Annotated in this window: 10 protein-coding genes; all 10 read left to right on the top strand. The window is 41.3% G+C overall.

Annotated elements, in window-relative coordinates:
• Positions 1 to 38: 38 nt before the first annotated feature.
• The 10 genes from HXT57_RS04780 to HXT57_RS04735 all read left to right on the top strand — a co-directional run bounded on the left by HXT57_RS04780 (position 39) and on the right by HXT57_RS04735 (position 14,921).
• The gene (locus HXT57_RS04780; RefSeq protein ID WP_033888460.1) at positions 39 to 1,730 is read left to right on the top strand and encodes an ABC transporter substrate-binding protein; all 1,692 of its coding nucleotides are present in this window, start codon (positions 39 to 41) and stop codon (positions 1,728 to 1,730) included.
• Positions 1,731 to 1,949: 219 nt separating this feature from the next.
• Complete coding sequence (locus tag HXT57_RS04775) at positions 1,950 to 2,915, top strand: ABC transporter permease (RefSeq protein WP_033888459.1); 966 nt, start codon at positions 1,950 to 1,952, stop codon at positions 2,913 to 2,915.
• Between the two features lie 41 nt (positions 2,916 to 2,956).
• Positions 2,957 to 3,841 carry an ABC transporter permease gene (locus HXT57_RS04770; RefSeq protein ID WP_082915472.1) on the top strand — a complete coding sequence of 295 codons (885 nt, stop codon included), beginning with the start codon at positions 2,957 to 2,959 and terminating at the stop codon, positions 3,839 to 3,841.
• On the top strand, positions 3,838 to 5,520 hold the full coding sequence (locus HXT57_RS04765) for an ABC transporter ATP-binding protein (RefSeq protein ID WP_004108398.1): 1,683 nt from the start codon (positions 3,838 to 3,840) through the stop codon (positions 5,518 to 5,520). Before HXT57_RS04770 ends, HXT57_RS04765 begins: the two co-directional genes overlap by 4 nt.
• A gap of 117 nt (positions 5,521 to 5,637) precedes the next feature.
• Positions 5,638 to 6,132 (top strand): S-ribosylhomocysteine lyase, encoded by a 495-nt coding sequence (locus HXT57_RS04760; RefSeq protein WP_033888458.1) that lies wholly within the window; start codon positions 5,638 to 5,640, stop codon positions 6,130 to 6,132.
• 63 nt (positions 6,133 to 6,195) lie between these two features.
• Positions 6,196 to 6,735: a hypothetical protein gene (locus HXT57_RS04755; protein WP_004108394.1), complete on the top strand. Its 540-nt coding sequence runs from the start codon at positions 6,196 to 6,198 to the stop codon at positions 6,733 to 6,735.
• 85 nt (positions 6,736 to 6,820) lie between these two features.
• Entirely contained in the window at positions 6,821 to 8,200 is a 1,380-nt protein-coding gene (gene alr, locus HXT57_RS04750) for an alanine racemase (RefSeq protein ID WP_033888457.1), read from the top strand.
• Between the two features lie 62 nt (positions 8,201 to 8,262).
• Complete coding sequence (locus tag HXT57_RS04745; RefSeq protein WP_004108389.1) at positions 8,263 to 9,546, top strand: deoxyguanosinetriphosphate triphosphohydrolase; 1,284 nt, start codon at positions 8,263 to 8,265, stop codon at positions 9,544 to 9,546.
• Positions 9,540 to 11,696 (top strand): DNA primase, encoded by a 2,157-nt coding sequence (dnaG, locus tag HXT57_RS04740; protein ID WP_415707498.1) that lies wholly within the window; start codon positions 9,540 to 9,542, stop codon positions 11,694 to 11,696. The genes HXT57_RS04745 and dnaG overlap by 7 nt, the downstream gene beginning before the upstream one ends.
• Before the next feature lie 90 nt (positions 11,697 to 11,786).
• On the top strand, positions 11,787 to 14,921 hold the full coding sequence (locus tag HXT57_RS04735; RefSeq protein WP_162863112.1) for an alpha-mannosidase: 3,135 nt from the start codon (positions 11,787 to 11,789) through the stop codon (positions 14,919 to 14,921).
• Position 14,922 lies beyond the last annotated feature (1 nt).

Here is a 14,922-nt window from a genome sequence, read left to right as displayed (position 1 = left end):
TAAATAATGTTTATATGCCATTAAGAAAGGTTTATGGTATGTCTAACAGCAAACCTGAGGAAAGCGTGCACGAAGAAAACGGCGCGACTGAAAAATTCTCCGGTAAAACTAACGATGAAGCTAACAAAAGCACTTCTTTCGCTGCGAGCACTGACTCTTCGCTGAATGAAGCTGAAAAATATGCTTATTCAGGCTCGAAACGCAAAATGGGCAAGATATGGCTATTTAGCTTAGCTATTGTTTTGGTAGTGGTGTTTAGTGCAATTTTTGCAACTCTTACTACATCTAATAAACCAAATAAATCAAATTCAGTATCGGAAATTTCGAACAAAACTGTATCTATAGGTCTAAAGTTAGCTCCTACGAATCTTGATATCCGTAACCAATCAGGTTCATCGCTTGACCAGTTGCTTATTGGTAACGTGTATGAAGGCTTAGTTGCTCGCAATGATATTAATCAGGTAGTTCCTTCGTTAGCTCAAAGCTGGGAAATAAGTAAAGATGGTTTGCGTTACACATTCCACATGCGTAAGGGCGCTGTATTTTCTAATGGCGATAGACTTACTGCGCATGATGCGGAATGGTCGTTTAACGAGCTTATTGCTAAAAAATATCGCGGCTCTAACATGGTTGGAAAAGTTGAGTCTGCTAAAGCAAAAGATGATTACACGTTTGAAATCACTCTTAAAGAGCCAAATGCTAAGCTTTTGTGGGCACTTTGCAGTCGTTCAGGTTTAGTTTTTGATAAAAACGCAAAGTATGATGCAAAAACTCAAGCAGTCGGTTCTGGACCGTATCTAATTGACAAATTTGTGCCAAATGATCGTGTTGTTTTAAAAGCAAATCCGCGTTATAAAGGTATTCATCGTGCGCAAACTAATAAGATAGTAGTTCGCTACTTTGTTGACGATAACGCAGCAGTTGACGCACTTTCTTCCGGCTCTGTGCAAGCGTTGGCTCCTATTTCTGGTCAACTTGCTAAGCCTTTTAAAGATGATTCCAAGCGTTACGATGTAAGTGCAGGTAATGGCACAGATAAATTTGTTCTAGCGATGAATATGAAAGGCGAACGTACTAAAGATAAGCGCGTGCGCAAAGCTATTCGTTACGCGATTGATCACAAGCAAATTATTGCATCTCGTGGCGGAACGGATTTAGCTCTTGGCGGTCCAATTCCTTCTCTTGACCCTGGTTATGAGGATTTAACTAAGCTGTATCCACATGATTTGCATCGCGCTAAGGCGTTAATGAAGGAAGTCGGATTTGACGAATCACATCCTATGGATTTGACGCTTACTTATCCGAATATTTACGGCACGCAAATTGGCGATCAGCTGCGCTCGCAATTGAAGCCTATTGGAATCAATTTGAAAGTTAATATTGTTGAGTTTACTACTTGGCTTCAGGATGTTTATAAGAATAAGCAGTATGATTTGTCGATGGTTGATCACAATGAGAGTCACGATTTTGGGCAGTGGGCGGATCCTACGTATTACTACGGATACGACAATAAGCAAGTCCAGGATTTGTATGCTAAAGCTATGCTTTGTGCGGATCCTAAAGAGTCAAACAAATTGCTTGCTCAAGCTGCGCGAATTATTAGCGAGGATGCTCCTGCTGATTGGCTGTTCAACTATCGCGTTGTAACTGCGAAAGTGAAGAATCTTGAAGGAATGCCTTTTGACATGAATCAAGAGATTTTGCCGCTATACAACCTGCGACTTAGTTGATTTTTATTTGCTAGTCGCCATCTAGTTTCTAATGTAGAAATGAAACTGCGCGCGTGTCCGAAAACCACTAATCAGAGACACTCGCGCAGTATGTAATCTGCGTGAGTGTCCCAAAATGGGCAAAATAAGACACTCGCGCAGCGCGCAAACTGCACTAGTGTCCGAATTTGTGTATTTGTGGTGTGTTTCGACTAGAAGAACATAGAAAGTAGGCATTTTATGTTTCGTATGATTTGCTACAGAGTATTGCTGTTTCTTCTTGCTTTACTTGGCATTTCTGTAGTTATTTTCATATCGTTACGTGTACTTCCAGGCGATGTTGCGCAAGTTATGGCCGGCTTAAACGCTCCTCGCGGAAAAGTAGAGGAGCTTAGAGCAGAACTTGGTATTAATAAGCCACTTTTTACGCAGTATGTTGACTGGATTTGTGGTGTTTTCCGCGGTGACTTTGGCATGTCTATGTTGACTGGTCGTTCTGTAAGTTCAATTATTGCGATGCGTGCTTCTATTACTTTTCCGCTGATTCTTTTGGGTCTGTTTATTGCTTTAGTAGTTGGTATTTCACTTGGATGTTTGCAAATTACTCATGAAGGCAAACTTTCACAGGCAATTACGCGCTTTTTGGCTATTACAGCAGGCTCTGTTCCAGCATTATGGGGTTGCATGCTACTTATTTTGCTATTAGGACGCGGTATTGGCGTGTTCAGCTTGCTGCCAACTCAAGGTTTCCCTACAGATGGCTGGAGCGAATTTCCTGAAGCTTTTGCGTCTCTTCTTATTCCGGCTCTTACAGTCGGACTTATTGTTGGCTCTAGTTTTATGCGTTACACTGCTGCAACTGTTGAAAATATTGTTAAAAGTGAAGTAGCTTCTCAAGCTATGGCTTGCGGAATGACTCGCAAACAAGTTGTGTGGCGTGTTGGTTTGCGACTTGCTCTTCCTCAACTCGTATCTGTTATTGGTTTAACTTTCGCTCATATGGTTATGGGTGTGATGGTTATTGAAAACCTGTTTTCCTTACCTGGTATTGGTACGGGAATGGTTCGAGATGTTGGTTTGCGCGATCTAATTGCAGTGCAAGGTGAGCTTTTTATGCTTGCTGCATTGTTCTTGCTAATCGGCTTTGTAGTTGACATTACGCACCGACTACTTGATCCTAGGTTATCTAAAGATAGTTTGAATTAATTTCCTATTGTTGAATCTAACATGCGAATAAGGGAGTTTTTATGTGCAATATGTCTAAAAAAAGTATCAAAGTAAAATCTACTTTATGTAAGCGCGTATGGAATGCTACTTTCGGTAAATTTGTGTGTTTAACGTTTGCAATATGGTTTTTTGTTGCTTTGCTTTCGCTTTTATGGACTCCGTACTCACTTTTAGAAACTAACGGTTTTAAAGTATGGCAGAAGCCGTCTTTTTCGCATTGGCTTGGTACGGACGGCACTGGTTCGGATATGCTTAGTTGGCTTATGGCAGGTTCAAGAATTGAGCTGATTCTCGTTTTTTCTACTGTTCTAGTTGCTGCTTGTGTTGGGTTTATTGTTTTGAGCTTTATGATTTCTAGTTCACAAATTGTTCGCACAATAAGCATTATGTCTGTTGACGCATTGATTTCTATTCCAACTGTTTTAATTGCGCTTATGCTTGCAGTTCCGTTTGGAGCTAGTGTTGTTGTGATTGTTATTGCTTGTGGAACTGGCTATGGCTTGAATTTAGCACGTATTGTACGACCTAGTGCGCAGCTTGCGTTGCAATCTGATTATGTGACTTCAGCTGTTTTGCAAGGTTCCTCGCGTAAATATGTTCTTATTCATCATGTTTTACCAAATATTATTCCTGTTGCATTTGTTGAGCTTTCTCTTTCTGCAGGAACTGTTATTTTGGCTGAAAGTGGCTTAACATACTTGGGTATTGGAGTTCCTGCTGGAGTTCCTAGCTGGGGGCGCGTGTTGGCTACTTCTGTTTCGTTAATTCACGTAAATCCTTTATCGGTTGTCTGGCCAGGTTTGATTGTGACTGTGGTTGTTGTTGCTCTTAATCTTTTTGGTGACGTATTGCGCAAAGTTTTAGATCCTTCATCAAAAAGTGCGAATAAAGTAGGGGAAAAATGAGCTTAAATATTCAAAATCTCACGCTAAAACTTGGCGGAAAACTAATTCTTGACAACGTATCAATTGAGATTTCTGACGGTGAGCGTGTTGGCTTAGTTGGTTCTTCTGGCTCTGGCAAATCTATGCTAATTCGAGCTATAACTGGATTATTGCCGTCAAATGCTGAAATTTCAGGCTCTTGTATGCTTGGCAATCTTCAAACAGTGAAAGCAAAAGATGAAAATTTAGCTTCTATTCGTGGAAAATACGTTGGTGTAGTATTTCAGCAAGCTAATAGAGCACTTAATCCAATGTTAAGCGTTGAAAAACAAATTTCTTTGCCTTTGCGAATACATTACAATCTAGATGATGACGATATTCACAATCGAGTATGCATGATGCTTGAAAAAGTAGGGTTGTCGAAAAATCTCGCATCTCAACGCACGTTTGAGCTTTCTGGAGGTCAACAGCAGCGAGTTGGTATTGCTACAGCTTTGATTACCTCTCCGCGTCTGATTTTGGCTGATGAGCCTACTACTGCGCTTGACTCGGTTACACAAAGTGAAGTTGTGCGAATGCTTGCTTCACTTGTAGATGATATGGGCGCTTCAATGCTTTTTGTAACGCACGATTTTTCTGTGCTTTCGCATGCTGCTAATCGTTGCTATGTGCTCGATTCTGGGCGTGTGGTCGATAGTGAAAATGTTAAGAATTTGCTTGATAATCCGCGTATTTCTTCTACTAAACAATTAGTGAGTGCTGCTAAAAAGTTGACTTTTAGAGCGCAAAATTTGGGTTCTAAAAATTTAGATTCTGCAAAAGTGGGTTCTGCAAATACTGGTTCTGCAAACGTTGATTCTGAAAACGCTGATTTTAAGAAATTTAATTCCCATATTGGCAACAGTGAAGAAAATTCGCTTATAAATGCAAAAAATATTCACGTTACTTTAGGTCGAGCAAAAACTCGTGCTGAAGTGTTAAGCGGTGTAGATTTAAATCTTAATATTGGCGAATCTTTGGCGATTATTGGCGGATCTGGTTCCGGCAAAACAACTCTTATACGCGCTATGTTGGGGCTTGAAACTCTTTGCGAAGGTAACGTTACTTATTGCGGTGAAATCGTAAATAATGCAAATTTATTAGAAGTAAATAAAAATGCTTGTACGCTTATGAGACGCGAATCGTCGCTTGTATTTCAGCATCCGTTTGCTGCATTGGATCCACACTGGACAGTTCAAAAAAGTGTTGCTGAGCCTCTTAGAATATGGCGAAAATCGCTTAAAATAGACGATGCAACTATTGAACAGCGTGTTTGTGAAATGCTGAAATTAGTAGGCTTAAAACCTGAAGATTTTTTGGAACGTCACCCTCACGAGCTTTCTGGCGGTCAAGCGCAATGTGTTTGTATTGCTCGCGCATTAATCAATAATCCTCGAGTTTTGCTTGCTGATGAGCCTATGAGTGCAATTGACGTTGCTGAAAGAACTCGCATTTTAGACGCTTTTGCATCCATTCGCTCTGAGCGCAAAAACATGTCATGCATATTTGTAAGTCATGATTTGGGTATGATCCGTCATTTAGCAACGCGAGTTATTGTTCTTAATGAAGGAAAAGTTGTGGAATGTGGCAGTGTAAATGATGTGCTCAATAATCCACAAAATGACTACACTCGTGCTCTTGTAAACGCAGCAATCATGTAAATAAATCTTTCAACTAATAAATCTTTCAACTAATTAGGCGACTACCGTCTACTATAGAAGTACTCAGTACGTTAAAGAGTACGTTGTTTATTGTGTAGTTAAGTGAAGGGAATACTTATGAATAAGCAGGATGCGTCTAGACCTAGACCAGAAAGTTTTGAACTAGATCATACTAAAGTAAAAGCACCTTATGTGCGCTATATCAATACGCAAAAAGGTCCTAATGGGGATGTTATTTCCAACTATGATATTCGTTTAACGCAGCCTAATGAGGAAGCGATTCCTACTGCAGCTTTGCATACAATTGAGCATATGATTGCAGTGTTACTTCGCGAGCGTATTGATGGCTATATTGATTGCTCGCCTTTTGGTTGCAGAACTGGTTTTCATCTGCTAACTTGGGGCGAACACAGCACAGAAGATGTGGCACTTGCTTTAAAGGAATCTCTTGAGTTTATTGCGTTTAATGCCACCTGGGATGATGTTCCTGCAACAACTATTGAATCTTGCGGCAACTATAGAGACCACAGTTTATTTGGTGCTAGTCAATGGTGTAAAGATATTCTAGCGAAGGGAATTAGCTCGAATCCTTTTGAGCGCAAACTTGTGTAAGTAATAATTAGCTAGTTTTGCGTAATTTTGCGTAGTTTTATTTGGTTTCTTTTAGAGGTTGGCATGGAAGATATAACATTAAGAAAAGCAACTCTTGGTGACTTGCAAAATATTGAGCATATTTATGAAAATGCTCGCAAATTTATGCGTGTTACAGGCAATCCTCATCAGTGGGGGAATAGTTTTCCACTTGTTTCAAGTGTTATTGAGGATATTCGTTTAAAACGTTTCTATTTGATTGTTGACGAGGATCCAGAATCGCATAACGAGCGTATTCTAGCGCAATTCGCATTATGCGAAGGTGTTGATGAAGTGTATGCCAGTATTGACGGTGCGTGGCTTGATGATATTTCTCCTTATGTAACAATTCACCGCTTAGCATCTTCAGGAATAAAACCCAAAATGGCAACAGCGTGCTTGCATTGGGTGCAAGAAAACTATAATAATGTGCGCATTGACACGCATCCAGATAACGTGATTATGCAAAAAGTAATTACGCGTGCGGGTTTTAGTCGTTGTGGGTTGGTCGTTATTCCAGATCGTGCACACAGTGCAGTACGTATTGCATACCAATGGTTGCAAACGCTTAATCATGTCATATGAATGCGCATGTGTTCTTAAAAAGCTTATAGAGAGTATGCAAAAGAGCATGTAGCATTAAAAGCATACTAAATCGGTTAGGTGAGTTATGAGTACAGATTTAAGTAATGCGGCAAGTAATAGTGCAAGTAATGCGGCAATGTTAGAAGCAAACTATGCTCGCGCGTTAAGCGTATACCCTGGGCAGGTAATTGTTGATTTGAAGGCGCTTCGAGACAATATGCGCACTTTGGTTGCGCGCGTTTCGCAAGATTTGCAGCCTGGTCAGAATGCGCCGGAAGTTATGGGAGTCGTAAAAGCAGGCGGATACGGCCACGGGCTTATTCCTAGTGCGCTCGCGGCTTTAGCTGGAGGCGCTACTTGGCTTGGCACAGCTCAACCGTACGAGGCGTTACGTTTGCGTGCAGTTGGTATTGATTCTAGCCGTTGTCATATTCTCACTTGGCTTACTAGCGCTCCAACTACGAGATTTGCAGATTTGATTACAGCAGATATCGATATTTCTGTAGGCTCTATTGACTCGCTTGATGCTGTGGCTTTTGCTGCACGAAAGTTAGGTAAACCTGCTCGCGTGCACGTAAAAGTCGATACTGGTTTTGGACGAAACGGTTTTACGCCAGAAGGTTTTTGTGCCGCTCTAGAAAAATTGCAACAATACTCTAGTGAAGGCGTAATCGAGGTTATTGGCCAATGGAGTCACTTAGCTGTAGCAGATTCTCCTGACGTTCCAGAATTTGTAGATGCAACCGACCGTCAAATCCAACAATTCCACGAGTTTACGAAACGCATGAAAGAAGCATCGGTTGCTCCTAAAATCCGCCATTTAGCGAATACTGCTGCAACGCTTAACCGTCCTGAAATTCGTTTTGAACTTGTTCGTCCAGGAATTGGTTTGTACGGCTACGAGCCGGATCCTGCAATGGGAAATTCCCAAACCTACGGATTGCAGCCTGCTATGACGCTTCAAGCGCAACTTGGAACTGTAAAAACTGTAGAAGAAGGGCATGGAATTTCCTACGGACGCACGTATTTAACTCCAAATAATACGAGTACTGCTATTGTGCCTCTTGGTTACGCTGACGGCATTTTGCGATCTGCTTCCGGATTCGATATGCAAGGTGCGCGTCATGTTAATAAGCCAGGCGGTCCGGTTAGAGTAGAAACAAAGAATGGTGCTCGAATTGTGAACGTTTCTGGGCGAGTTTGCATGGATCAGTTCATAGTTGATTTAAAAGGCGATGCTTCAGAGTTAGGTGTTCTGGAAGGCAATACTGTAACGCTTTTTGGTCCTGGAAGAGGCTTGGAATTTGCCGAGCCTACTGCAGACGATTGGGCAGAAGCTGCAGGAACAATCAGCTACGAAATTATGACTGGAATTGGCGCTCGCGTGCCGAGGCTTTACCGCAACGCTTACGAAGTGCTATCTTCTAGCGATATTGCAAAACTGGACGCAAAAAGTCTTATATAACTTGTTACTGCTTGTTTTAGAAGGTTAATAATAGCCTTAATTGCAAATAAAAGAGGTGCTGTATGTGCAACGAAGTAATTGCATCGGATAATGAGATCGTTGGCGAATACAATTTGCATGATACTGAGCGCTGGGCGAGTGAGCCTCATCACACTCGTGTGAGAACGCCTTTTGAACGAGATCGTGCGCGAATCATACACTCGTCTGCGCTTCGTCGATTGGGTGCAAAAAGCCAGGTTTTAGTTGCAGGTTCGGATGATTTTGCTCGCACTCGATTGACGCATACTTTGGAAGTTGCGCAAATTGGTAGGCAAATTGCAGCAATGCTTGGATGCGATCCAGATGTTGTTGATTGCGCTTGCTTATCGCATGACTTAGGGCACCCACCATTTGGTCATAACGGGGAACGCGCACTCGCAGAATTAGCGAAAAATATTGGTGGATTTGAAGGAAACGCACAAACTCTTCGCTTACTTACGCGCTTGGAACCGAAAGTTTTTCGTGAAAACGGCAGTAGTGCAGGAGTAAATCTTACGCGCGCAGCATTAGATGCTGCAGTGAAGTATCCGTGGGGATTAGAAGAAGCAAAAGCGCACGATAAAGGCGAGCGTGATTTGAAATTCTGTGTATATCCGGATGATCGAGATGTGTTTGAATGGCTGAAAATTGGTGCTCCATGCGAAGCAAAACCAATGGAATGTCAAATAATGGATCTTTCAGACGACATTGCTTACAGTGTGCATGATATTGAGGATGCGATTGTAACCGGCGCTTTTAATCCGGCTTTAGTTGCAGATTCAAAAGTTGTAGATGAAGTTATTGAAGAAACCCACGCATGGTATGGTGAGCGTTGGGATGTAGATAAACTTTTGGATGCTTTGAAACGTTTGCGCTCGCTTCACATGTTTCCTAATTCTTTCGACGGTTCTCGTCGAGCGCTAGCGCAGTTGAAAAATATTACTAGTGCTCTTATTGGTCGTTTTGCAAGCTCTGTTGAGCACGCTACGCGTGAGCGTTATGGCAACGGTCCGCTTGTTCGCTACCGAGCAAACCTTGTGATTCCGGAAAATACTTCCTACGAAATTGTGATGCTGAAAAGCTTAGCTGTGCACTTTATAATCGCCCCTCGAGAGCGTGAAGTTTATAAGCGCGAACAGAAAATTTTGACAGATTTAGTAGAAGTATTTATGAGCAAGTCGCCGCGCTCGCACGATGCAATGGAGGAAGTATTCGTGGGAGATTGGAACGAGTGCACTAACGATGATGAGCGTCTTCGTGTTGCAATCGACCAAGTAGCAAGTCTTACAGACGGTTCTGCTACAACTCTTCACGCGGCTTTGTGCTAACGAATCCACTAGGAGTTTCCAGCACTGGCGAAGAAATTTACCACTCGCCGCAGATTTGCGATAAGCTAGATAGCATGGTTGGAATGATTGTGAAAGAAGACATTGAGCGCGTGCGCGCTGCGGCAGATTTGTATGACATTGTGTCTGCAACAGTGACGCTTAAGCCTTCCGGAACTGGCACTTTTGTAGGTCTTTGCCCATTCCACGATGAAAAAACGCCAAGTTTTAGTGTGCGACCAAGCTTGGGAGTATGGCACTGTTTCGGTTGCGGCGCTGGCGGCGATGTATTTAAGTACGTTGAGCAAAAAGAGAATATTGATTTTCGTGAAGCGGTCGAGTTTTTAGCAGATCGTTATCACATTGAGATGCATTATAAGCAGGAGCAAAATAATGATTCTCAAGCGCGCGGTTCTAAACGAGCCAGGCTTTTAGAAGCAAATGAAGAAGCGCAAAAGTTTTTCGTTTCAAATCTCGGCACTAAAGAGGCAGCTCCTGCGCGCGAATTACTTGCAGGGCGAAACTTTACTCCGCAACAAAGTGCGCGTTTTTCTTGTGGTTACGCGCCTAAAGGCTGGGATAATTTAGTTAGATATTTGGCAAATAAAGGTTTTACGCGTCAAGAACTTCTTGATGCTGGTCTCGCTAGACTCGGTCAGCGCGGAATATATGACTATTTCCGCGGTCGCTTAACTTGGCCTATTCGCGACTCGACTGGTCGAACTCTTGGCTTTGGTGCAAGAAAGCTTTATGACGACGACTCCATTAGCGCAAAATATATTAACACTCCCGATACTGCACTGTATCGAAAAACGCAAGTTTTGTACGGAATTGACTTAGCTAAAGCAAATATTGTAAAAAAGCGTCAAGTTGTAATTGTCGAAGGCTACACGGACGTTATGGCATGCCATTTAGCTGGTATTGATACTGCAGTTGCAACTTGCGGAACTGCGTTTGGCGTTGAGCATGCAAAAATTGTGCGCCGCCTTATTGCAGACGATTCTTTGGGTGCAATTCAGCTTGTTGGTCCGCTGAAGGTAGATGGACAGTCTGTAAGTTCGCGCATCGTTTTTACTTTCGACGGTGATGCTGCAGGTCAAAAGGCTGCGCTACACGCTTTTGGTTTGGATTCTGCGTTTTTGACGCAAACTTTTGTTGCTGTAGCAGACAATAATCTCGATCCTTGCGATTTGCGTATTCAGCGCGGTGACGACGCTGTGCGTTCGCTTGTTGCACATGCAAGTCCGCTATACGATTTCGTTATTGACACAGTAATTAATCGTTTTGAGACTTCGTACACTACTGGTCAAATGGGCGCTATAAAGGCTGTCGCTCCTCTTATTGCGCAAATTCGAGACCGTTCGCTGCTTGACTTGTATATGCGCAAAGCCGTGCGCTCAATTGGCGTTGATTTAGCTGTTATGCGCAATGAAGTTGAGTCTGCGCGTAGACGTTTGAAAGTGCGTGACGACGATGCTTATGCGCAAAAGCATAACGTTATTCCGCCTTTTGGTCAGCAAATTCATGACGATCGTAATGCAGGTTTTAAAGCTTCTCGCATGGGAATTATTAAAAGTTCTGCTAAAAATCAGCATTATTATCGTGTGGATGATGCTGTATTTATGTGCGAACAACAATTTATGGCGTTACTTTTGCAAGTTCCGCTTGCTTTTGATGAAAAATTATTTGCGCAATTGACTTTGAATAATTTTATTACACCAGTATTTCGTACGCTGTTTCAGGCATTTGTAGCTGCAGGTGGATTGCCAGTTGGCAATGTTTCGCAAGGATTGTGGCTGCACATGATGACAAAAGCTGCAGGTCCTTTGCTTGAATCCGTTATTACAGAACTTTCTGTAATGCCGTTGCCGCTTCCTTCTCCTGCAGATACATTGGAAGATACCGGCAATCGACAGAATCAGCAAGTTTCAAACGGATCTCCTTCAGATTTTTTGCGGAAAGCTACGAGTGCAGAAAGTAAGTATGCAAACGAGCTGCTTATTCGCCTTCTTGATATTGGCTATATGCGTAGGATCGGTGCTGCTAGAGCGCGTATGGCGAAACTCAAGGATGGTCAGGAAAAGCTTGAGCTTCTAGGAAAAATTACTTCAATGGAAGCTGCTCGCAAAAACTTACAATCGCAAATTCTATAAGATGTATCAATTACTTGTTTTGTCTTTATATACCGAGATACGCGATTTATATATAAATGTGTAGCTATGTAAGAAAGAAGTGTAGAAACAATGTTTTTATTACCTGAGCAGCAGTTGAATCGCTGTACAAGAGTTATGCAACAACGCCTATATCCGTATATAAATATTGTTTTATCGCACTGTAAAATTCGAGCATATGAGATTGCTGGAGAACCTATTTCTTCTAACGAATTCTTTTCTAAGCTAAAAAGAAACGATATTGTGTTTAGCTCATTTAATGTTCCAGGTGTTTGGGGAACAACTTGGGGTACAACATGGTTTGAAGTTACAGGGTCGATTGATTTTTCAAAGGTAAAAGGGCGCAAAGTTGAGCTAAATGTTGATTTAGGTTGGATTAGCAATCTTTTTCCTGGTTTTCAAGCTGAAGGATTAGTATATAATCTCGATGGAAGAGTTATCAAAGCTGTAAACCCTTGTAATCATTGGGTTCCATTGATTGATGAACATAATAATCGTTCTGTTAGTATTGATGAAAATGGTAATTTTACTTTATATTTAGAAGCTGCAGACAATCCATTTGTTGAAGGATCTGCTCCATTTTCTCCTACTGATTTAGGAGATTGTGCTACTGGAAAAACCGAATGCCAATATATGTTGAAGTATGTTGACGTTACCGTTTTTAATCGTAATATTTTTGATTATTATATAGATCTTGAGACTGTAAGTTCTTTGATGCGCGAATTAAATGATGATAATCCGCGTTATTGGAAATTAGCTAAAGCTTTACAGCTCTCCTTAAACGCATATGATGAGCATGATTTTTCTACTGTTCAAAATGCTCGTAAAGAGTTGTTTAATGTATTAAGTTGCCCTGCTGCAGCAAGCTCTATAAAGCATACGGCTGTCGGGCATGCTCATATTGATTCTGCTTGGCAATGGCCTGTGCGCGAGACTCATAGAAAGGTTGCACGCACAATATCTAACGTTTTAGCTCTTATGGATGAGGATCCTGATTTTACTTATGCTATGAGTTCTGCTCAACAATACGAGTGGCTAGAAAACGAGCATCCCGATTTGTTTGAGCGTATGAAAAATAGGATTAAGGAAGGACGTTTTATACCTGTCGGTGGTATGTGGGTTGAGTCCGATGTAATGATGCCATGCGGTGAATCTTTAATTCGCCAAATGACTTTTGGTAAGCGCTATTTTAAGGAGCATCTTGGTGTTGAACCTCATGGCATTTGGCTCCCAGACAGTTTTGGCTATACTGGAGCATTGCCTCAACTTGCTCGCCGCGCTGGATTTGATTGGTTTTTAACTCAAAAGATTTCTTGGAACGATACCACTAAATTCCCGCATCATTCATTCCTTTGGGAAGGAATAGACGGTTCTAGGATTTTAGCTCATTTTCCTCCATCTAATACTTATGCTTCAGCTGTGAGCATGCATGAGTTAGTTTATTCTCAACGCAATTTTTTGGATAAAGATTTATCTGATCACGCAATATTGTTATACGGTTTTGGCGATGGCGGTGGCGGACCTACTCGCGAAATGACTGCTCGTATTAGGCGTGATTGTAATTTAGAGGGTGCTCCTAGAGTTGATTTCGGCACTCCTGATGAGTTGTTTGAAAAAATACGAAAAGATATTGTTGACGATTCAAATGGTAATACACCAGTGTTTAAAGGTGAGCTTTATCTAGAGTTGCATAGGAAAACTCTTACTTCTCAGCAAGATATGAAGCGCTATTGCCGCATGGAGGAATCATTGTTGCGCGTAGCTGAATATCTTGTTGTTTTAGCTCGAGTTTATGCGCCAGAATACCGTTTTAATAGCAATGAGCTTACTAGAATTTGGAAGACTTTATTACTGAACCAGTTCCACGATATTCTTCCAGGCTCTGCTATTGCATGGGTTCATAGGCAAGCTAGAGAAGAATATGCTAGAGATATTTCTTGTTTACGTAAGATTATCTCAGATATTGCTCATGCGATTGTAAAAGCTAACAGTGCGACTGGCACTATTAGCGCGATTAGTATGCGTGAAAATGTAAAGTTATTGACTTATACAGGTAAAAATGAGGTCGCTTGGAATTTATATCAATGCAATGAAAGCGGTAAAAATAATAAAACAACTGTAAAACACAAAAATGATGGTGGAATAATTCTTAATAATAGTGTTTTAAGTGTGATTATTGAACGCGATGGCACAGTATCTTCTGTTAAAGATATTAAATTTAATCGCGAGCTAATTCCATCTGGTTATCGCATGGCGCAATACGAGATACTAAAAGATGAGCCGTATCAATGGGATGCGTGGGATGTTGATAGAGATGCATTTATGAGGAATCGTAAGATTGATGATTCCTCAATTGCTGATGTTAAAGAACTTTTATCGGGCGGTGTGTCTGTTGAAATCTTGGCATGTAAAAAAGATATAAAGATTAAAACAAATATAATTTTAGAGCCATGTGTTAAACGACTTGATTTCCATGCACAAGTTGATTGGAAAGCTAAAGAGCAATTTTTGAAAGTAGATATGCCAACATCTATATGTTCAAATAATGCGCAATATGAGTGTCAATATGGTTTAGTTGAACGTCCAATAGTAAAAAATACTCGTAGTGATGACGCAAAATTTGAATCATGCACGCATAGGTTTGTTCGTATAGAAGATTCCTCTTATGCTGTTGCAGTTGCGAATTCGTCTACTTATGGCGCTGATGCTGCTCCTATTGGCGATTATGTTTCATCTTGTGGAACTATGCTCAGATTATCTTTGCTTTCTGCGCCTCTTTACCCAGATCCAAATACGGATCAAGGTAAGCATGAATTTACTTGGTCATTTATTGCTGATGCAAATATGGATTCAGTGCTAAGTATAGCTGATTTTTTGAATTCGCCAATTATTGATAAGCTTCCAGATGTAGATCCGCTGTTTACGATTCATAGAAACTCAGGTCTAATTGCATTAGATTGGGTTAAGCTAGCTGACGATTGTTCTGGAGATATAATTTTGCGTATTTACGAGCCATGTGGTGGCTGCGCAAGTGGGCAAATAAAACTCAATAAAATCTTGCGTGCGGCTTCGATTGAAGAAGTGGATCTTATGGAAATGCCCGTGTTGCACGGTATGCCTGTAGCTTTGCACAAGAATAATGACGTGTTAAATATAGAATTACATCCTTTTCAGCTATGCTCATTGCGCATTCACATTGCATCTTAAT

This window comes from Gardnerella sp. KA00771 (assembly GCF_049244045.1).
Classification (GTDB): domain Bacteria; phylum Actinomycetota; class Actinomycetes; order Actinomycetales; family Bifidobacteriaceae; genus Bifidobacterium; species Bifidobacterium swidsinskii.
Note: the sequence above shows the minus strand (reverse complement) of the source record. Positions and strands in the feature narration are given on the sequence as shown.